At 63.0% G+C, this 18,806-nt stretch carries 19 protein-coding genes; 6 read left to right on the top strand and 13 right to left on the bottom strand.

What is annotated here, in order from left to right; genetic code table 11:
* The first annotated feature begins 11 nt into the window (after positions 1-11).
* Positions 12-473: a 50S ribosomal protein L13 gene (gene rplM / locus GR167_RS00975; protein ID WP_160971571.1), complete on the top strand. Its 462-nt coding sequence runs from the start codon at positions 12-14 to the stop codon at positions 471-473.
* 3 nt (positions 474-476) lie between these two features.
* A complete protein-coding gene (rpsI, locus tag GR167_RS00980) occupies positions 477-965 on the top strand; it encodes a 30S ribosomal protein S9 (RefSeq protein WP_160971572.1) in 489 nt (162 codons plus the stop codon).
* Positions 966-1,108: 143 nt separating this feature from the next.
* On the opposite strand, the gene GR167_RS00985 is transcribed toward rpsI, so the two are convergent.
* From GR167_RS00985 to GR167_RS01030, 10 genes are all read right to left on the bottom strand, one after another.
* A complete protein-coding gene (locus GR167_RS00985) occupies positions 1,109-1,753 on the bottom strand; it encodes a TorF family putative porin (protein ID WP_160971573.1) in 645 nt (214 codons plus the stop codon).
* A 188-nt stretch (positions 1,754-1,941) separates the two neighbouring features.
* The gene (locus GR167_RS00990; protein ID WP_160971574.1) at positions 1,942-2,562 is read right to left on the bottom strand and encodes a TetR/AcrR family transcriptional regulator; all 621 of its coding nucleotides are present in this window, start codon (positions 2,560-2,562) and stop codon (positions 1,942-1,944) included.
* A complete protein-coding gene (gene ppk2, locus GR167_RS00995; RefSeq protein ID WP_160971575.1) occupies positions 2,555-3,424 on the bottom strand; it encodes a polyphosphate kinase 2 in 870 nt (289 codons plus the stop codon). Before ppk2 ends, GR167_RS00990 begins: the two co-directional genes overlap by 8 nt.
* 47 nt (positions 3,425-3,471) lie before the next feature.
* Entirely contained in the window at positions 3,472-4,422 is a 951-nt protein-coding gene (locus GR167_RS01000; RefSeq protein WP_160971576.1) for an alpha/beta fold hydrolase, read from the bottom strand.
* A 12-nt stretch (positions 4,423-4,434) separates the two neighbouring features.
* Positions 4,435-5,379: a homoserine O-succinyltransferase gene (locus GR167_RS01005; RefSeq protein WP_160971577.1), complete on the bottom strand. Its 945-nt coding sequence runs from the start codon at positions 5,377-5,379 to the stop codon at positions 4,435-4,437.
* Positions 5,380-5,424: 45 nt separating this feature from the next.
* On the bottom strand, positions 5,425-6,285 hold the full coding sequence (locus GR167_RS01010) for an ATPase (protein WP_160971578.1): 861 nt from the start codon (positions 6,283-6,285) through the stop codon (positions 5,425-5,427).
* A 134-nt stretch (positions 6,286-6,419) separates the two neighbouring features.
* Positions 6,420-7,499, bottom strand: coding sequence for an OmpP1/FadL family transporter (locus tag GR167_RS01015; protein WP_160971579.1), 1,080 nt, complete (start codon positions 7,497-7,499; stop codon positions 6,420-6,422).
* A gap of 178 nt (positions 7,500-7,677) precedes the next feature.
* Entirely contained in the window at positions 7,678-8,544 is an 867-nt protein-coding gene (locus tag GR167_RS01020; RefSeq protein ID WP_160971580.1) for a DMT family transporter, read from the bottom strand.
* A gap of 94 nt (positions 8,545-8,638) precedes the next feature.
* Positions 8,639-10,210: a glutamine-hydrolyzing GMP synthase gene (guaA, locus tag GR167_RS01025; RefSeq protein WP_160971581.1), complete on the bottom strand. Its 1,572-nt coding sequence runs from the start codon at positions 10,208-10,210 to the stop codon at positions 8,639-8,641.
* Between the two features lie 139 nt (positions 10,211-10,349).
* Positions 10,350-11,588: an OmpP1/FadL family transporter gene (locus GR167_RS01030; protein WP_306419538.1), complete on the bottom strand. Its 1,239-nt coding sequence runs from the start codon at positions 11,586-11,588 to the stop codon at positions 10,350-10,352.
* Between the two features lie 270 nt (positions 11,589-11,858).
* On the opposite strand from GR167_RS01030, the gene GR167_RS01035 reads away from it, so the two are divergent.
* Complete coding sequence (locus tag GR167_RS01035; RefSeq protein WP_160971583.1) at positions 11,859-13,403, top strand: trimethylamine methyltransferase family protein; 1,545 nt, start codon at positions 11,859-11,861, stop codon at positions 13,401-13,403.
* A 6-nt stretch (positions 13,404-13,409) separates the two neighbouring features.
* On the opposite strand, the gene GR167_RS01040 is transcribed toward GR167_RS01035, so the two are convergent.
* Positions 13,410-13,712, bottom strand: coding sequence for a DUF6477 family protein (locus tag GR167_RS01040; RefSeq protein ID WP_160971584.1), 303 nt, complete (start codon positions 13,710-13,712; stop codon positions 13,410-13,412).
* A gap of 230 nt (positions 13,713-13,942) precedes the next feature.
* Here GR167_RS01040 and GR167_RS01045 point away from each other — a divergent pair, with 230 nt between their 5' ends.
* Complete coding sequence (locus GR167_RS01045) at positions 13,943-15,034, top strand: DUF6456 domain-containing protein (protein ID WP_235915805.1); 1,092 nt, start codon at positions 13,943-13,945, stop codon at positions 15,032-15,034.
* Here the strand turns inward: GR167_RS01045 and GR167_RS01050 are convergent.
* The gene (locus GR167_RS01050; RefSeq protein ID WP_370741210.1) at positions 15,031-15,765 is read right to left on the bottom strand and encodes a VIT1/CCC1 transporter family protein; all 735 of its coding nucleotides are present in this window, start codon (positions 15,763-15,765) and stop codon (positions 15,031-15,033) included. The genes GR167_RS01045 and GR167_RS01050 overlap by 4 nt on opposite strands.
* Before the next feature lie 137 nt (positions 15,766-15,902).
* Between GR167_RS01050 and GR167_RS01055 the strand changes: the two genes are divergently transcribed.
* Positions 15,903-16,865, top strand: coding sequence for a hydrogen peroxide-inducible genes activator (locus GR167_RS01055; RefSeq protein WP_160971585.1), 963 nt, complete (start codon positions 15,903-15,905; stop codon positions 16,863-16,865).
* Between the two features lie 57 nt (positions 16,866-16,922).
* Here GR167_RS01055 and GR167_RS01060 read toward each other — a convergent pair whose 3' ends face one another.
* A complete protein-coding gene (locus tag GR167_RS01060) occupies positions 16,923-17,474 on the bottom strand; it encodes a peroxiredoxin (protein WP_160971586.1) in 552 nt (183 codons plus the stop codon).
* Positions 17,475-17,727: 253 nt separating this feature from the next.
* On the opposite strand from GR167_RS01060, the gene lipA reads away from it, so the two are divergent.
* The gene (lipA, locus tag GR167_RS01065; protein ID WP_160971587.1) at positions 17,728-18,678 is read left to right on the top strand and encodes a lipoyl synthase; all 951 of its coding nucleotides are present in this window, start codon (positions 17,728-17,730) and stop codon (positions 18,676-18,678) included.
* Positions 18,679-18,806: the final 128 nt, after the last annotated feature.

The raw sequence follows: 18,806 nt of genomic DNA on the forward strand, positions 1-18,806 counted from the left end.
GTAATCCCGCGATGAAAACTTTCTCTGCTACTCCGGCAGACATCGAGAAGAAATGGATCGTGATCGACGCGGAAGGCGTCGTTCTGGGCCGTCTCGCTTCGATCGTTGCCATGCGCCTGCGCGGTAAGCACAAGGCGACCTTCACCCCCCATATGGACATGGGCGACAACGTGATTGTCATCAACGCTGACAAGATCCAGCTGACCGGCAAGAAACGTTCGGACAAGAACTACTACTGGCACACCGGCCACCCGGGCGGCATCAAGAGCCGTACCGCAGGCCAGCTGCTGGAAGGTGCATACCCTGAGCGCGTCGTGACCGCAGCCGTCAAGCGCATGCTGCCGGGCAACCGCCTGAGCCGCAAGCAGATGACCAACCTGCGCGTCTATGCCGGTGCCGAGCACCCGCATGAAGCCCAGAACCCCGAAGTTCTGGACGTCAAAGTCATGAACTCGAAAAACACCCGGAGCTAATCGATGACCGATCAAATCAATTCGCTCGAAGAGCTGGGTGCCGTGGCCGGTGCAGCCGCCCCCGCCGTTGAAATCGAAATCTCCCGCGAACCCGTTCGTGACGAACTGGGCCGTTCCTATGCCACCGGCAAGCGGAAGGACGCCGTCGCACGCGTCTGGATCAAGCCGGGTTCCGGCAAGGTCACCGTCAACGGCAAGGACCAGGACACCTATTTCGCACGTCCGGTGCTGCAGCTGATCCTGCGTCAGCCGTTCCAGATTGCCGGCGTCGAAGGTGAATTCGACGTGGTCGCCACCGTCAAGGGCGGCGGTCTGACCGGTCAGGCCGGTGCTGTGAAGCACGGCATTTCCAAGGCCCTGCAGCTGTACGATCCGTCGCTGCGCGCGCCGCTGAAAGCCGCCGGTTTCCTGACCCGCGACTCGCGTGTTGTGGAACGTAAGAAATTCGGTAAGCGCAAAGCCCGCCGTTCGTTCCAGTTCTCGAAGCGTTAATCCGCTTCCTACGGAACACAGAATTGGGAAAGGCCGTCCTTGGGGCGGCCTTTTTCTTTGGCCGCTCTGCGCATCGGCCATGACGCCATGAAAAAAGGCGGGCCCGAGGGACCCGCCTGAGCTTGATCGGAACCGTGCAGGGATCAGCCGCCCAGCAGGCCGAAGTCGTAGGACACGGTCAGCGACAGGGTGCCGTCGTCGTCGTCTGCGTCTTCATACAGCAGCTCGACCGCGGCGCTGTCGGTCAGCGCGTAGCTGACGCCGATTTCGCCGAAGTTGTTGTCGTCGGCTTCGCTGTGGCCGACTTCACCGGCGATGGTGATCTTGTCGGTCAGCGCGTATTCCAGGCCCAGGGTCGTTTCGAGCGTTTCCGCGTCCGGGTCCCAGGCCAGGCCGAAGGCCGCGCCTGCGTTGTCGCTCAGCGCCGCCGCCAGTTCCACGGCGATGTCGTAGTTCTGATAGCCACCGTCATCCAGGTAATAGCCGGTCGCGGTGATGTCATAGGCGAAGGTGTCGTTGATGTCGGCGCCATAGCCCAGCGACAGTTCGTATTCGAAGTCATCGGTCGGATCGTCATAGAGCGAGCCGATCCAGATGCCGCCGTGGAAGCCGTTCAGTTCGGCTTCGATATAGCCCTCGACGGTGTTCTCGACGTGCTCCAGCCCGTCGGTGGTGTCGAAAGCGGCGGTGGCGGCGACGCCGGCGGTCAGTGCCAGCCCGTCGGCTTGAGCCGCGAACGGCAGCAATGCAAGCGCCGAAGCGGCGGCGATGGTCAGTTTTGCGTTCATTATCCTGTCCCTTTGTTCAGGCAAATATCATTCACCCGCGTCGGCCGGGGCCGCGCGGTGTTCGGTTCGTTTCTTGCTGGCAAGGAAGCTGGCTAATAAACCCGAGTGAATTTATTAGTTAAGATGCCCGGGAAGGTCCATAGCGGAACCGCCCCGGGCGTAAGAATTTGGCATCGTTGCGAAAAAAATCAGCGATCGGGTTCGATCAGGCCCAGCCCGCGCAGGTAGATCCCGATGCCGCTTTCCAGCAGCTCATCGGCGGGGAAGGGCGATTGCGTGCCCGGGGAATTGCGCAGGAACAGTTCCACCACGCCATGGCTCATCGCCCAGATATGGGCGGAAAACATGCTGGCGGGGGGGCGTTTTTCCGGCGGGATATGCTGCGACAGGTCGCTTGCCGCCCGTTCCAGCACACCGCGCGCACGATGCGCCGCCGCCGCCAGTTCCGGGGTGCGGTTGACCGATATACCGCTTTCGAACATCGCGATGTAATGGCCGGGATATTTGCGCGCGAAGGCCAGATAGGCGCGGCCCGTCGCCTCGAACGCGGCCAGGGCCGAGGGTTGTCCGGTGTCATAGGCGTATTGGATCACGTCGCCGAAAATCTCGTATCCCTGCCGCGCCGCTTCGGCGATCAGGTCTTCGCGCCCGGCGAAATGGCGGTAAACGGCCGCCGGGGTCACGCCCGCCTGTTTCGCCGCCTCGGACAGGGTGAACCCGGTGGGGCCCTTTTCCTCGATCAGCTCCAGCGCCGCGTCGACCAGCGCCTGGCGCAGGTTGCCGTGGTGATATCCGCGTTTCTTACGCATCCCAGATTTCCGGTCCGCCGCAGATCGATTTGTCCAGCTCGCCAAGTGCCTTGACGTCCTTGCGGTCGTAATCGATGGCGCGCAGAACGTGGCGCATCGCCGACAGCCGGGCGCGTTTCTTGTCATCGGACCGGATCACGGTCCAGGGCGCGTGCAGGGTATGGCTGAGCGACAGGGTTTCGCTGATCGCGGTGGAATAGTCGTGCCACCGTTTCAGCCCCTCGACATCGATCCAGCTCAGCTTCCATTGCTTCAGCGGATCGCGTTCGCGCGCCAGGAACCGCTTCAGCTGCTCGGCCCGACCGACATTGAGCCAGAACTTGAACAGCAGGATGCCTTCATCCACCAGCATCTTTTCGAATTCCGGCACCTGGCTGAAGAAATGCGCCCGCTGATCGTCGGTGCAAAACCCGAACACCTTTTCCACCACGCCGCGATTGTACCAGCTGCGGTCGAAGAACACGATTTCGCCGCCCGCGGGCAGGTGATCGACATAGCGCTGGAAATACCACTGGCTGGCTTCTTTTTCGGTGGGTTTCGGCAGCGCCACCAACCGGGCGCCACGCGGGTTGAGGTTTTCGCGGAACCGCTTGATGGTGCCGCCCTTGCCGGCGGCGTCGCGGCCTTCGAACAAAAGCGCGATGCGGGCGCCCGATTCCTTGGCCCAGCTTTGCATTTTCGCCAGTTCGATCTGCAGCGCCAGCAGGTCCTTTTCGTATTGCTTGCGCCGCATCCGTTCCAGATGGGGGTAATCGGGGTTCAGGATATCATCCTTGTCGCCGCGCTTGATGGCGTTGCGAATGTCCTTGGGCGCTTCGTGTTCGAAAAACGCGCTGATCGCTCCGTCAAAGGGCAAGTCCATCCCGCCTCTCCTTTATTCTTTAGATTCAATATGGGGGGATATGGGGATCAGCGCAATCCGGCTCTGGCCGCGGCCCGGTGGATCGCCGCGATCACCTCGTCCTGGGCGACGTGGTGGGGCATGTGGCCGACGCCGGGCAGGGCGGTCAGCCGTGCGCCGGGGATTTGCCGTGCCAGTGGGGTGGAATGGATATCAATCCCCACCGTGGTGTCGGCATCGCCATGCAGGATTTCCACCGGCACCGCGATGTCGCCGTAATGCGGGACCAGGGCGCGGATGTCTTCGTTCAGCGCCATCCGGTGCTGCGCGTTGACCCGCATCGACCCGCGCCGCAGGGTCAGCCCCGCGCCGACATGGGCGCCATACCCCTCGGGCGGCTGCTGCGGGCCGAAGATCGCGGCCATTTGCCGGTTCACCAGCCCCTCGCGCACGAAGGCGGTCAGCGCCGGGATCGTCACCGGGCCAAGCAGCGGCGAAGAGGTGACGCGGTAAAGCAGCGGCGCCTTGCCGTCCCAGGTCTGCGACGGGGCAGACACCGGCACCAGGGCGGCGACATTGCCCGGATGGCGCACCGCCCAGGCCAGCGCCACCGCGCCGCCATAGGACTGGCCCAACACGATGGGGCGCTCGGCCCCCAGCTCCGACGCCGCCCTCTGCAGCAGTTGTGCCTGCCGGTCTAGGCCGACGCCTTTGACCTCAACCGGATCGCTGTAGCCCAGGCCGGGACGGTCGAAGACGATGACCCGGTAATCGCGCGCCAGACGTCCGGCCAGAGCATGGGTGAAATCGCGGGTATTGCCCGACATGCCGTGGATCAGCACCAGGTCGGGGCCGCTGCCCCGGACCACCGCGTGCACCCGGTGCCCGTCGATCGTCAGCAGTTCCCCCTCGGGCGGATAATCGGCCTCGGCCCGCGCCTCGTTGCGCGCCGCCCGGCGCAGCACCGCGCCCCAGCCAAGCGCGGCCAGCGGCGCAAGCGTGAAGGCCAGGGCGGACATGCGCGCCCCCGGTTACTTGTTCCGCCAGTCGGTGCTGGCCTGACCGATCTGATCCATGTCGAAGGGCGTGGTCAGGTAAATCTCCGAAATCCAGTTGCCGAACAGCAGATGCGCATGGCTGCGCCAGCGGTTCTGCGGTTGCTTGCTGGGATCGTCGTCGGGGTAATAATTGGCCGGCACGTTGATCGGGGTGCCGTTAGCGACGTCGCGGTCGTATTCTTCCTTCAGCGTGTTGCTGTCATATTCGAAGTGGTTGAACACATAAAGCGCCCGGTGCTTCGGGTCCTCGACCAGCGCCGGGCCGGTTTCGTCGGAATCGATCAGGATCGGCAGGCCCGCGGCCTCGATTTCGTCTCGGCGCAGTTCGGTCCAGCGGCTGACCGGGATCACCATATCGTCGGAAAATCCGCGCAGGTAGGGCGAGGCCGGTGCGCAGTTGCGGTGCCGGATGCAGCCGAAGGCCTTGTGATCGAGGATATGTTTCGGCACGCCGTGGAAGTAATTGATCATCGCCATGCCGCCCCAGCAGACGCCGAAGGTGGAATGCACATGGGTCTGGGTCCAGTCGAAGATCCGGGTCAGCTCGTCCCAATAGGTGACCTCATCGAACTCCAGATGTTCGATCGGCGCGCCGGTGATGATCAGCCCGTCGAACTTGGTGCCTGCTTCCTCGACCTCGCTGAAGGGCTTGTAGAAGGCCTCCATATGGTCGGCGGCGGTGTTCTTGGTCTGGTGCTCGCTCATCCGGATCAGGTGAAAATCGATCTGCAGCGGCGTCGCGCCGATCAGACGGGCGAACTGGTTCTCGGTCTGGATCTTCTTCGGCATCAGGTTCAGAAGCCCGATGCGGATCGGTCGGATATCCTGCTTTTCCGCCGCGCTTTCCGGCATGACCATCACGCCCTCGCGCGAAAGCACGTCGTAGGCGGGAAGGTCGGCAGGAAGTTTGATCGGCATTTTCAGGCTCCGGTAGGGGGTTGGAAAGGGTCAGTTAGGGCGGGGTCAGCTGCGCTCAAGTGCGCTCGCAATTAAGTCATCGAAATCTTCGGCGGTCTTGACCCGGGCGATTTCGTCGGCGCTGACGGTGACGCCCCAGTTTTCCGCCATCGCCGCATAGCGCGGCTGCCGGTGCGCCAGCGCCTGGGCATAGGTCCAGCGGATGAAATCGTCGGGATCGACCTGTTCCTCGGTCTTCTTGAACAGGTCGAGGTATTCGTGCCAGACCCGGTCGAGGAAGGCGGGCTGGTAGGACATCGGTTTCGGCGCCTTGTCGAAGCGGCGGATCAGTTCCTCGGTATGGGCCTCGTCGCCCTTGATCCAGATCATCAGCGTCGCATTGGCCAGCGCTTTCAGAACCGTGTCATTGGAATCCTCGGGATCGACCCATTCGCAGATCGACCCGCCGGTATCGCAGATGAAATGCGGATAGCCGTACAGGGCTTCCGCGCGTTCGATGAAATAGGGCGTATCCATCAGCGCCTTGATCTCGGCCTGGCGGAACTGGTCCTGGCGGCGGGTGAATTCGGCGTAGGTGAGCCCGCCCTTGGCCGGATCGCCCGGCTTGCCCAGATAGGCCGCCACCGGGGTCAGGTTCTCGAAGGTGATGTTGGACCCGATATAGATCGAATCCGACATCAGCAGCTCGCGCAGGAACGGCACCTTCATCGCCTCGCGCTTGGCGTTGTCGGCGATATATTCGCCCATGTAGCGGGTGCCGATGCGGTAATCGATGGAATAATGGAACCAATCGCCGTGATCGCGCAGGATGTTGGACACATAGGTCTTGCCCAGCCCCGACATGCCGAAAAACAGCACCCGCTTCTTCGGCGCGTCCCGCCAATCTTTTGCGTTCTGATAGATCATCCCATCACCCCGTTAACCTGTCAGATGGCTTAACTTCGACGGCGGAGGGGGTCAAATCATTATGGCTTTGACCCGGGGCAAAGGAAAAGGCCCCGCCGTTGGACGGGGCCTTGCCTGTTCGCATTTCAAACCGCTCAGAACGAGTGGCTGATCTTGAACCCGGCCGCCACGGCGCTGTTGCCGGAAAAGTCGGAAAACAGCGTTTCGGTGGTGGCATCGCCGACCCAGACATAGCGCACGCCGCCGCTGATCGAGGTGCTGTCGGTGACCTGGTATTTCAGCCCCAGTGCGACAGAGGTGTACCCGTCGGTCGGGCCGAGGTTGCCGGAGAGACCGCCGCTCTGATCCTCGTAACCGACCATGACCGATCCCGACAGCTTGTCGTTGAACTTGCGCCCGATCCCGAGGCTGTAGGAAATCGTGTCGCTGTCGTAATCCACCAGCGCGCCGTTTACCGAAGAATAGACGGCGGGCGAGATGTTGAACGAGGTCCAGTCGACCCAGCGGGCCGAGAACATCAGCAGCGTATCGGCCGCGATCCCGGTCTGGAAATCGAAATTCACCGATTTCGGCATCTCGGTCGTCATCGGCGAGGCGGGCAGGGTGCCCAGGCCGGCGACGGTTTCCACCACGTTCAGATCGTGGGTCACTTCGGAATTGTAGGTCAGCGATGCGCGCAGCGCGATATCGGGGATCTCATAGGCGGCGCCGATCAGGAACCCGTAATCGGTCTGGGTGTCGGTGCTCATCGAATAGCCCGAGGCGGTCAGCCCCACCTTGCCCGAGGTCCGGATCGCACGCAGGCCGCCGTGAACGCTGAACCGATCGCTGGCCTTGTAGCGCAGCACGGCGGTGATCGAATTGCTGTCGATCGTGCCGGTCGATCCGGCCAGCGGGTAACCGGTGCCGGCGGGATAGGCGACATCGGCGCCGAAGGGCTGATCGAAGATCAGCGCCATCGACCACTGATCGTTCAGGTCGCGCTTGTAGCCCAGCCCGAACTGGCTGAACGCGTCGGTCATGTCGCCGGACCCGACGGCACCGCCGAATACGCCCGACACGCTCGGCGAGGCGTAGCCATAGGAAAAGTCGATCACGTTGGTGCCGGTTTCGAACAGGATGCCGATGCCCTGGCCGGAGCGGTCCACGCCGCCGGCACAGGCTGCCCCGGCGGTCAACGCCATCGCGCCGACCGCAGCTGTAATAGTCTTCATTGATTTTCCTCCCTTATCGTGCCGGACAGGGTATCGGCGGAAACCCACCGGTCAATGATTGACCAAACGTCAATGACCACACGTCAAGGCTGTAAATACGTGCCATTCGGGCCGGTTTTGCACCGTTTCGGTTTTTTCGGGGGGATTGGGGGCTTTCTGGCTCAGCTCCCTGCGCGTCTCAGCGCCGGGTTTCGCCCCAGATATTCAGGTAGTTGCCGGCAAAGATCACCAGTGCGCCGATGGCAACCCAGATATCGATCACCTCGCCGTAGACCAGCATCCCGACGACCGCCACGATCGGCAGCCGGGTGAAATCGATCGGCATCACCACGCTGGCGGGCGCCAGCGACAGCGCCGTGGTCAGGCAGAAATGCGCCAGCAGCCCGGCGCAGCCGATCAGCACCAGCCAGGGCGCCGATTGCATCGAGGGCAGCGCGATATCGCCGTCGTACCCGGCGCAGACCACGCCGAACACGGCCTGCATCACGGTCAGGTAGACCAGGATGCTGATGATGGATTCCCGCTTCGTCAGCTTGCGGGTGAAGATCGCGGTGCAGGCAAATCCGATCGCCGCCATCGCCGCCGCGGCCTGGCCGAATTCCAGCGGTGCGGCGCCGGGGCGGGCGACGATCAGGATGCCGATAAACCCGATCAGTGCGGCGGTGGCCCGGACCGGCGTGATCCGTTCGCCCAACAGCAGCGGCGACAGCACCACCACCCAAAGCGGCGAGGTGAATTCCAGCGCGAAGACCTGCGCCAACGGGATCACGGTGATGGCGTAGAACCACAGGTTCTGACCGGTGAAATGAAACAGGTTGCGGATCAGGTGCAGGCCCAGATTGTCGCGCCGGACCTGGCCCAGCTTGCCTGTCGCCAGCGCCACACTCATCACGATGCAGATGCCGACGAAGCTGCGATACATCATGATCTCGAAGGTATCGAGTTCGAAACTGATCGCGCGCCCGGCCACCGCCATCGATGTGAAGGACGCAATCGCGCCGCTCATCCACAGCGCCGCCTTCAAAACATCCGCCCCGGCCGTCATCTTCCCGCTCGCTTCTTCTTTTCTAAAATATCCCGGGGGAGTCGCCCAAGGGTCGACGGGGGCAGAGCCCCCTATAACGCCCCTCAGCCAAGCGTCATTCCAGCTCGATCGTGCCCGGCGGTTTCGAGGTGCAGTCGTAGAACACCCGGTTCACGCCCTTCACCTCGTTGATGATCCGCGTCGCGGTCTCGCCAAGGAATTCGTGGCTGAACGGGTAATAATCCGCGGTCATCCCGTCGACCGAGGTCACCGCCCGCAGCGCCAGCGCATAATCATAAGTGCGCCCGTCGCCCATCACGCCCACCGTGCGCATCGGCAGGATGGCCGCGAAGGCCTGCCAGATCTCGTCATAGAGCCCGTGCTTGCGGATCTGGTCGATATAAACCGCATCGGCCTCGCGCAGGATGTCGAGCTTGTCGCGGCTGATCTCGCCAGGGCAGCGGATCGCCAGGCCCGGCCCGGGGAAGGGATGCCGGCCGATGAAAGAGGCCGGAAGACCCAGCTCGTGACCAAGCGCGCGGACCTCGTCCTTGAACAGCTCGCGCAGCGGCTCGACCAGTTTCAGGCCCATCTTTTCCGGCAGCCCGCCGACGTTGTGGTGCGACTTGATGGTGACCGAGGGCCCGCCCGAGAAGGACACGGATTCGATCACGTCCGGGTACAGCGTGCCCTGGGCGAGGAATTCGGCATCCTCGATCTGGTCGGCGTATTTCTGGAACACGTCGATGAACAGCCGGCCGATGGTCTTGCGCTTGGTCTCGGGGTCGGAAACGCCTTCCAGCTCGCCCAGGAACAGCTCCGATTCATCGGCGTGAATCAGCGGGATGTTGTAGTTGTCACGGAACATCGTGACGACCTCTTCGGCCTCGTTCTTGCGCAGCAGCCCGTGATCGACGAAGACGCAGGTCAACTGATCACCGATCGCTTCGTGGATCAGAACGGCCGCGACCGAACTGTCGACGCCGCCGGACAGACCGCAGATCACTTTCTTGTCGCCCACCTGTTCGCGGATCTGCTTGATCGCTTCCTCGCGATAGGCGCCCATGGTCCAGTCGCCCTTGAACCCGGCCGCGCGCACGAAGTTCTCGTACAGCGTCTTGCCGTTCGGCGTATGGTGCACCTCGGGGTGGAACTGCACCGCGTAGAAGCGGCGGTCCAGATCGGCGGTGATCGCGAAGGGCGCCCCCGGCGAAGTGCCGTAGACTTCGAAACCCGGTGCGATTTCAGACACATGATCGCCGTGGCTCATCCAGACCTGTTCGCGGCCAGATCCGTCCAGGAACCAGCCGGTCAGCAGATCGGTGCGGTCCTCGGTCGGCGTCACATAGGCGCGGCCGAATTCGGCGGTGGCGTGTTCGCCGGCTTCCACCTTGCCGCCGAGATCGTGCATCATCACCTGCTGGCCATAGCAGATGCCCAGGATCGGCACGCCCAGGTCATAGACCGTTTTCGGCGGCCGCGGCGACCCTTCGCGCATCACGCTGTCGGGCCCGCCCGAGAAGATCACCGCTTTCGGCGCGAATTCGGCCAGGAAAGCGTCGGTGACGTTCTGATAGGGGTGGATTTCGCAATAGACGTTCAGTTCGCGCAGGCGACGCGCAATCAGCTGCGTCACCTGGCTGCCGAAGTCGATGATGAGGAGGCGGTCATGCGATGTCTGTGTCATGTTTGCCTAGTAGGGCCGAAGCCGCGCAAGGTCAATGCAGGACAGCACCGGGATGCATTCACTGCCTGCGAAACGGTCACCGGAACGAAAACGCGGGGCCCCGCAAGGCCCCGCGCTGCATCATCCGATATTCAGACGATTACCATTTCCAGGTCATCGCGACGGACAGTTCGTCCTGGCTCATCTGGGTGGAAATCGGCGTCACCCCGTCCAGCGCCATCACGCCCGACAGGGAATTGTCGAAGGCATGGCTGTAGGAGACGTGGAATTCGCGCCGGTCGTTGATCTTCATCGTGCCGCCGATCGCGACGTGCCATTGCGGCGTCGCCGGGGCCAGCGTGTTCAGCGTCACCTGCGAAGAATCGGTGAAGCTGGTGTTGTAGGACACGCCGCCACGCACCGTCCATTTGTCGCTGGCGCGGTATTCGGCGCCGATGCGGATCACATCCATGTCGTCCCAGCCGAAGCCGGGGCCGTCATCGGCGCCCAGCGGTGCTGCGGTGGGGAAGGGATTTCCCAGGGCCGCGACCTTGGAATAGAAAATCCGTTCCCATTCCGCGCTGAAGGTCCAGGCCGCGTTCGCTTGCGGGGTGTAGGACAGGCCGACCTTGGCGGTGGCCGGGATGTCGAAATCGCCGCCCTCGGCAAACAGGCCGGAATATTTCTCGAACGGTTCCATATAGATGCGCGACCGGTAGCTGGCGCCGAAGGTGAACCCGTTGCCCGCGTCGATCACCGCGCCGACCATGGCACCGGCGCCGAAGGACCAGTCGTCGCCGTTATTGGTCAGCGCCGTGGCATCCGCCGAAAAGCCGCCGAAACCGGCCAGCCCGGTGGCCGAAAACCGCTGCGCGGCGATGATCGGGGCAAAACCTAGCGACACCCCGTTGCCCATGTCCTTGGCGTAGTTCACCTGGATGAACAGCTGTTCCAGATTCACCCCCAACGGCCCGGGAATCACACCGCCGCCGAAGAAGTTGGTCTGGTATTCGGTATTCATGCCGCCGTTGCCGTACATCAGCACGCCCAGGGTCGAACCGTTTTTCAGCTCCCAGTTGGCGCCGCCGCAGGGGACGGGAAAGAATTCCTTGCCGCTCTCGAAGGTGCCCATGCCGGTGATCGTGGTCGACCGCTTGGGCGAAAACAGGCTCAGGCAGGCGCCTGCCTGATTGGGATACCGGGTGCCCATGGCGGGGTTCGCGGTCATCCCCATGACACCCGTTCCGACGGCGACGCCGGAACCGGCCATCCCCTTTGATTCAACACTTGTACCGTTGGAAAAATAGCCCGTGGTCGCCATAGCAGGGGCTGCCAACAGAACGAGCGAGGTTGTGGCCAGAACGCCCAAAGGACGCCGGCCGGCGAATTGTCTTGTCATATTTTCTCCTCCCAATGGGCATGACGCCCTGAGGCTCGTCGCCTCACTTAATTGTGAGCCTGACGTGCTTCATCAAATATAATTGTATGCAGATGTATAAATGTAAACCAAAAATGCGCTTTTCAGAATATAAGACGACCGCCGCGTGTTCCGCAATGTCGTATTTTTCCCCCGGAAGCCGCAAACCGCACAGGTTTTGGCCGCTCTGTGCCCTACACATATCGAGACCGGGGGCAGGCGCCCCGCGCAACGGACAGGATGACACGAGCGATGAGCGAAACAACAGCACGGCGGCGGGCAAGAACGGGTGGCGGCGCGGCGCGACGGGCGCAGCGTAGCGCGGTGTCTTTCGAAACCGCCCAATACATCACCCGCAATATTCCCAATTTCGAGGTGCTGACCGAAGAGGCGCTGGAGATCATCGAAACCAACGCCGAAACGATCCTGGAAGAGATCGGGGTAAATTTCGTCAACAATCCCGGTGCCTTGCAACGCTGGCGCGATGCGGGGGCGGATGTGCAGGGCGAACGGGTTCATATCCCGCGCGGGTTGGCGCGGGAGCTGTGCAAGACCGCGCCGTCGTCCTTCACCCAGCACGCCCGCAACCCCGAACGCAACGTGGAAATCGGCGGCAAATCCCTGGTGCTGGCCCCGGTCTACGGCCCGCCCTTCGTGCATGACGCCAAGGGTGGCCGCCGCTACGCGACGATGGAGGATTTCCGCAATTTCGTGAAGCTGGGCTACATGTCGAAATGGCTGCACCATTCCGGCGGCACCGTCTGCGAACCGACCGACGTGGCGGTGAACAAGCGGCACCTGGACATGTTGCACGCCCATATGACGCTGTCGGACAAACCCTTCATGGGATCGGTCACCGAACCGTCCCGGGCGCGCGACAGCGTCGAGATGTGCGAGATTCTGTTCGGCAAGGACTTCGTGCGCGATCACACGGTGATGACCTCGCTGGTCAACATCAATTCGCCGATGACCTTCGACGACGTGATGATGGGCGCTTTGGAGGTCTATGCCGAAAACAACCAGGCCTGCATCGTGTCGCCCTTCATCGTCGGTGGCGCGATGGCACCGGTATCGGTGGCCGGAACGCTGACCCAGGTTCTGGCCGAGGTTCTGGCCGGCGTCGCCTACAGCCAGCTGGTGCGCAAGGGTGCGCCGGTGATCATGGGCGCCTTCGTCACCTCGATCGACATGAATTCCGGCGCCCCCACCTTCGGAACGCCCGAGGCAAGCCAGATCACCTATGGCGCCGGGCAACTGGCGCGGCGTCTGAACCTGCCGTACCGGTCGTCGGGATCGTTCTGCGGCTCGAAACTGCCCGATGCGCAGGCCGCTTACGAGACCGCCAACAGCCTCAACATGGGGCTGCTGTCGGGGGTCAATTTCATGCTGCATGCCTGCGGCTGGCTCGAAGGCGGGCTGGTGGCGTCCTATGAGAAATTCGTGATGGATGCCGATCAGCTGGGCGCGCTGCACAAGTTCGCCGCCGGAATCCCGATGGATACGGACGCGCAGGCGATGGACGCGATCCGCGAAGTAGGGCCGGGCGGTCATTACCTGGGCTGCGCCCATACCCAATCGCATTTCAAATCGGCCTTTTGGCGTTCGGACCTGTTCGATTACAAACCGTTCGAAACCTGGGCCGAAGAAGGCAGCCGCGACACCATGGCCCTGGCTTCGGCGCGGGTGGAAAGGCTGCTGGCCGATTACCAGCAGCCGGCGATGGACCCGGCCCGGGCCGAAGCGCTGGCGGGCTATGTCGCCGACAAGAAGGCGTCGATGCCCGACGCCCTGGGTTGAACCGGCTCAGACGGCGGTCAGATCGGGGGTGGAGGCGCGCAACAGCCGCGCCTCGCCCATGATCGCGATAAGCACCTCGACATGGCGGGCGCAGGAATAGCTGCAGCGGTCGGTTCGCCGCTGCAGGTCCAGGTCCTGTTCGATCTCCATCAGCTGGATAAGGGCCGGGCCGCTGCGCGGCAGGGTTGCCACGGCCAGTAGCCGCAGAAGGTGCACGTTTCGATTGTATTGATCGACGCCGCAGCGGGCGGCGCGTATCAACAGGGCAGGGCGCTTCAAGCGGCTAAGCAGGCTGAAAATATCGGTCATATCTGAACTCCCCCGAAAAAACCCGGAAAAAGTAGCACTACCAATGAGGGTGTTGCGCACAGCGTCGGACGAGCGAACGGCCGCTTTCGGCGCTGTTTACCTTTTGGAAACTACGATTTTCGGTGAGGAAAACGTTAACCAACGATTAGCCTTTGCACGCTTCGGTTGTGGGTGTTCTGGATAAAAATCAAACAAAACCAGGACATTAGCATTGACCTGGGGGAAGAGAAATGTCCGACAGCCTGCGAATGGAATTCGGTGCGAAAGGGTTGCCCGATTGGGTGCCCGGTTCGGTCCGGCTTTATCTGGAACACACGGAAATGGGGCTGTCGATGCGGCGGCTGGCGCAACGCTCCGGCTGCCATGCCTCGACCGTGATGCGGCAGATCCGCAAGCTTGAAAACCGCCGCGACGACCGGCTGGTGGACGAGGCGCTCAAACGTCTGTGCGGTCAATATGCCAGCGCGGTGCGGGCTGGTTTTCCTCAGCGTGAAACTCAAAAGGAATGCCAGATGACTGTTCGCAAAACGACTGCCTGCACCCTGCCCAACGAGGCCCGCCTGACCGCCGAAGCGCTGCGTATCCTGCCCCGCTTGTGCGAAACGACCGCCGTTCTGGCGGTGGCGGCCGAGATGGAAAAGGCGGTGGTGGTGCGCGAAGACGATAGCGGCAACAGCACCCGCACCGCCGTGGTCGATCGCGGCATTGCCGAGGCGATGGCGCTGAAGGACTGGATCGATTGCACTGATCCGGGGCGGATTTCGCGCTATCACATCACCGCCGAGGGGCGCGCGGCGCTGACCCGGCTGATGGCGCAGGCCGAAACCCGGGCGCAGGCCGGTTTCGCCGAGGCTCCGGCGGGGTTTGCCATGGCTCCCGGTGACCGGGAAGTCTTCGATCCCGCCTCGGTCCGGTCATCGACGCGGCGCAATCGTTACAACGCGGCGGAATCGCCGATGATGCTGCTGGCGCGGCGCAAAGATCGCGAGGGCAATCCGTTTCTCAGCGCCGATCTGGTCGCGGCGGGCGAAAGGCTGCGCGAGGATTTCGAACTGTCGCGGATGGAAGCCCTGCCGGACCGGGATGGCACGGGGCAGGGGCCCGAAACCGCGCGCGAACGGGTCGCCAACGCGCTGCGCGATCTGGGGCCGGGCCTGGGCGATGTCGCGCTGCGTTGCTGTTGCTACCTCGAAGGGCTGGAAACGGCGGAAAAGCGGATGGGGTGGTCGGCCCGGTCGGGCAAGATCGTACTGCGCATCGCCCTGCAGCGGCTGAAGATGCATTACGACAGCCTGGGCGATACCGCCGCGATGATCGGTTAACCGCCCACCAGCCAGCCGACGAAAAACGCAACCGCCGCGCAGGTCGACCCGACGCCAAGCGTTTCGGTCACCGCGCGGCGCAGGCTTTCCCGCGTCGCCCAGCCACGCAAAATGCCCAGCATCGCCAGCGCCAGCAGGGTCAGGCTCAGCGACAGCCGGAAGGTGGTCTGATCCGCGGCGCGGAACAGGTAGGGCGCAATCGGCAGCAGCCCGAAACAGACGAAGGACCCGAAGGTGACCAGCCCGTTCAGCGCCGGGTTTTCGGTTTCCGGCGCCGTTCCCGCCTTTTCATGGCTCAGCAGCATGTCGGCCATCAGCGGCGGGTGTTTCGCCATCGCCTCGGCGGCCTGACGCGCCTCATCGGCCGGCAGTCCGCGCTTGCCGAAATGATCGGCCAGCCGGGTAGTGGCGTCGGTTTGGTCGCGGCGGATCGCCTCCAGCCGCTCGGTCCGGCGGCGGCGATACATCTGGTGCTGCGACCGCGCCGACAGGAATTCGCCCAACCCCATGCTGACCGCGTCGGCGAACAGGTTGGCCAGCCCGAACACCACCACCGCAAGGCCGCCGATCTGAGCCACGCCCTCGGCCCGCGCCCCGGCGAATCCGGCGACGATGGCGAAGGTGGTGACGATGCCGTCATTGCCGCCATAGACGATCTGCTTGAGGTAATCGCGCACGCGGTCGAGCGTGCCGTTGGATTTGCGGTCGGTCATGCGGGTAATTCTGCTCACTGTTCGGTCCAACTATAGGAATTGGCGGCCAAAGGAACAGGGTTTCCTGTGGTAGGGGTGCGAAAAAATCCGCCTGATAAAGGACAATCGCTATAATTCCGCTTCTCGAATGTGGCAGAATTCGATAATCATAAGTTATGAACATTACCTTCAAGCAGCTCGAATACTTCATCGCCCTGGCAGAGCAGCGCAATTTCGGCCGCGCCGCCGAGGTCGTGCATATTTCTCAACCCGCCCTGTCGGTGCAGATCCGCGAACTCGAAGCACAGCTCGGTCAGCCGCTGGTCGAACGCAAAGCGCGCGACGTGGCGCTGACCCCGTTCGGGCGCATCATCCTCGATCATGCCGAACGGGTGCTGGGCGACATGCAATCGCTGAAGGAACAGGCGCGCTGGCGCGACGGCCTGTCGGGCAAGCTGCGGCTGGGCGTGATCCCCACCATCGCGCCTTACATCCTGCCCGCCGCGCTGGCGGCATTGCGGTCGCGCGATATCCGGCTCGACGTCGAGGTGCAGGAAGGCAAGACCGACCGGCTGATCGACGGGCTGCGCTCGGGCGAATTGGACGTGGCGCTGATGGCGCTGCCGACGCTGGAACCGGGCATGACCGAATTGCCGCTGTTCGAGGACCGCTTCGTGCTGGCGGGCACCGAAAAGAGGCTGCAGGCGCTTGGGCCGATGCGCGAAGACCTGCGCCCCGACACACTTGGCGACAGTCAGCTGATGCTGCTGGAAGATGGCCATTGCCTGACCGACCAGGCGCTGGAAATCTGCGGCCGCAATCGCGGCCATGCCCAGATCAACATGGGGGCGTCGTCGCTGGCGACGCTGACGCGGCTGGTAGCGGCGGGGTTCGGGCTGACCTTGATCCCCGAAATCGCCGTCAGCGCCGAATCCGAAGCCTGCCCCGGGTTACGAATGGTCCGCTTCGCCGATCCCCAGCCGGGGCGGCAGGTCGGTCTGGTGCTTCGCAAATCCACCCAGGGCGGCCCCTGGCTGGAGGAACTGGTCGAAATCCTCAAGGAATCGGGGCTGGAGCAGATCGACGGCGCGGACCAGACGGTCGGAGAAAGCGGCGCCGCGGAGAAGCCGGCCGCGTAAAGAAAAACCCGCGGGCCAGGTGGCGCCGCGGGTTCCGTCGGATCGCTGATATCGCGCTTATTCGGCGGCCACTTCGGCGCCGGCGTTTTGCAGGTATTTCAGCAGGTTTTCCGGCGCGCTTTCGCCATAGGGGTCTTCGCCGTGGTTGTCGGCGCGGCCGGGTTCTTCGAACCAGGCTTCGACGATGCCGTTATTGACGATCGCCGCATAGCGCCAGGACCGCATCCCGAAGCCCAGATTGTCCTTGGCCACCAGCATGCCGACCTTGCGGGTGAATTCGCCCGACCCGTCCGGGATCACCTTGACGTTCTTGATGCCCTGGGCTTCGGCCCATTTGTTCATCACGAAGCTGTCGTTCACCGACATGCAGTAGATTTCGTCGATGCCCAGATCCTGGAACGCGCCGAAGTTATCTTCGAAACCGGGCAACTGGTAGGTCGAACAGGTGGGCGTGAAGGCGCCGGGCAGCGAAAACAGGATCACCCGCTTGCCGGCGAAGTAATCATCGGTGGTCATGTCCTGCCAGCGGAACGGGTTCGGGCCGCCGACGGATTCGTCACGCACACGGGTGCGGAAGGTGACGTCGGGGAGTTTCAGGCCAGCTTGCATTGGCGCATCCTTTTTGTTGGGGTCGCGGCACCTTTTAAGGGTTTCAGCCGGGGGGACAATCCCGTTTCTGCATGTGCAGCATTGCCGTTGTTGCATTATTTCAGGGGCTTGAAGGTCGAAGCGCCTTGTTTTTCAGGGAAATGTTGCACTTGCGGCATCGCCGCCGGGCGGGCGCGCATATCGGTTATGCAGCGCTGGCGGTTCCTTGAGCGGCGAATTATAGTAGAAGCAGCCAAAACAGCAGGACAGTCCCGTGCGTGATCTGAAAATCCCCGAGCAACGCCACCCGGAAAAGGCCCATCGCCCCGATAATGCCCAGCCCAAGAAACCCGACTGGATCCGGGTCAAGGCGCCGGTGTCGGAGGGCTACAAACAGACCCACAAGATCATGCGCGACCACAAGCTGGTCACCGTCTGCGAAGAAGCCGGCTGCCCCAATGCCGGCGAATGCTGGAGCCAGGGCCACGCCACCATGATGATCATGGGCGGCATCTGCACCCGTGGCTGCACCTTCTGCAACATCGCCACCGGGCGGCCCGATACGCTCGACGTGTTCGAACCGGGCCGGGTCGCCGACGCGGTGCAGAAGCTGGGGCTGAACCACGTGGTGGTGACCTCGGTCGACCGTGACGATCTGGACGACGGCGGCGCGGAACATTTCGCCCAGACCATCCGCGCCATCCGTCACCGCTCGCCCGACACCACGATCGAAATCCTGACCCCGGATTTCCTGAAATGCGACGCATCGGCGCTGGAAGTGGTGGTCGCGGCGAAACCCGACGTGTTCAACCACAACCTTGAAACCGTGCCGGGCCTCTATCCCGAAGTGCGCCCCGGCGCGCGCTATTTCCATTCGCTGCGGCTGTTGCAGCGGGTCAAGGAACTGGACCCCACGATGTTCACCAAATCTGGCATCATGGTGGGCCTGGGCGAAGACCGCCAGTCAGTGCATCAGGTGATGGACGACATGCGCGCCGCCGATATCGATTTCCTCACCATCGGCCAATACCTGCAGCCGACGCCGAAACACCACGCGGTGGACCGGTTCGTGCATCCCGATGAATTCGCGTCTTACGAAAAGGCGGCCTATGGCAAGGGATTCCTGATGGTTTCGGCGACGCCGCTGACCCGGTCGTCCTACCACGCGGGCGACGATTTCGCCCGGCTGCGCGCGGCGCGTCTGGAAAAGCTGGGCCGGGCCTGATCTCAGTGAAGGCTGGGGGCGCTGCCCCCAGACCCCCGGGATATTTTTAAACAGAAGAAGGGCAAGTGAGTTCCTTGTTTCTTCTTGGTCGAAATACTCCCGCCGGAGGCAGCCCGAAAGAAAAGGCC

The organism is Thalassovita mangrovi, from assembly GCF_009857745.1.
GTDB lineage: Bacteria > Pseudomonadota > Alphaproteobacteria > Rhodobacterales > Rhodobacteraceae > Thalassobius > Thalassobius mangrovi.

What these genes read in the sequence shown, in the direction of transcription:
- ppk2 (WP_160971575.1), bottom strand. Translation starts at nt 3,424, where the DNA reads ATGGACTTGCCCTTTGACGGAGCGATCAGCGCGTTTTTCGAACACGAA.
- GR167_RS01045 (WP_235915805.1), top strand. Translation starts at nt 13,943, where the DNA reads ATGTCCGACAGCCTGCGAATGGAATTCGGTGCGAAAGGGTTGCCCGAT.
- GR167_RS01000 (WP_160971576.1), bottom strand. Translation starts at nt 4,422, where the DNA reads ATGTCCGCCCTGGCCTTCACGCTTGCGCCGCTGGCCGCGCTTGGCTGG.
- GR167_RS00985 (WP_160971573.1), bottom strand. Translation starts at nt 1,753, where the DNA reads ATGAACGCAAAACTGACCATCGCCGCCGCTTCGGCGCTTGCATTGCTG.
- GR167_RS01040 (WP_160971584.1), bottom strand. Translation starts at nt 13,712, where the DNA reads ATGACCGATATTTTCAGCCTGCTTAGCCGCTTGAAGCGCCCTGCCCTG.
- rplM (WP_160971571.1), top strand. Translation starts at nt 12, where the DNA reads ATGAAAACTTTCTCTGCTACTCCGGCAGACATCGAGAAGAAATGGATC.
- GR167_RS01035 (WP_160971583.1), top strand. Translation starts at nt 11,859, where the DNA reads ATGAGCGAAACAACAGCACGGCGGCGGGCAAGAACGGGTGGCGGCGCG.
- GR167_RS01005 (WP_160971577.1), bottom strand. Translation starts at nt 5,379, where the DNA reads ATGCCGATCAAACTTCCTGCCGACCTTCCCGCCTACGACGTGCTTTCG.
- GR167_RS01020 (WP_160971580.1), bottom strand. Translation starts at nt 8,544, where the DNA reads ATGACGGCCGGGGCGGATGTTTTGAAGGCGGCGCTGTGGATGAGCGGC.
- GR167_RS00990 (WP_160971574.1), bottom strand. Translation starts at nt 2,562, where the DNA reads ATGCGTAAGAAACGCGGATATCACCACGGCAACCTGCGCCAGGCGCTG.
- GR167_RS01010 (WP_160971578.1), bottom strand. Translation starts at nt 6,285, where the DNA reads ATGATCTATCAGAACGCAAAAGATTGGCGGGACGCGCCGAAGAAGCGG.
- GR167_RS01055 (WP_160971585.1), top strand. Translation starts at nt 15,903, where the DNA reads ATGAACATTACCTTCAAGCAGCTCGAATACTTCATCGCCCTGGCAGAG.
- GR167_RS01060 (WP_160971586.1), bottom strand. Translation starts at nt 17,474, where the DNA reads ATGCAAGCTGGCCTGAAACTCCCCGACGTCACCTTCCGCACCCGTGTG.
- rpsI (WP_160971572.1), top strand. Translation starts at nt 477, where the DNA reads ATGACCGATCAAATCAATTCGCTCGAAGAGCTGGGTGCCGTGGCCGGT.
- guaA (WP_160971581.1), bottom strand. Translation starts at nt 10,210, where the DNA reads ATGACACAGACATCGCATGACCGCCTCCTCATCATCGACTTCGGCAGC.
- GR167_RS01030 (WP_306419538.1), bottom strand. Translation starts at nt 11,588, where the DNA reads ATGACAAGACAATTCGCCGGCCGGCGTCCTTTGGGCGTTCTGGCCACA.
- GR167_RS01015 (WP_160971579.1), bottom strand. Translation starts at nt 7,499, where the DNA reads ATGAAGACTATTACAGCTGCGGTCGGCGCGATGGCGTTGACCGCCGGG.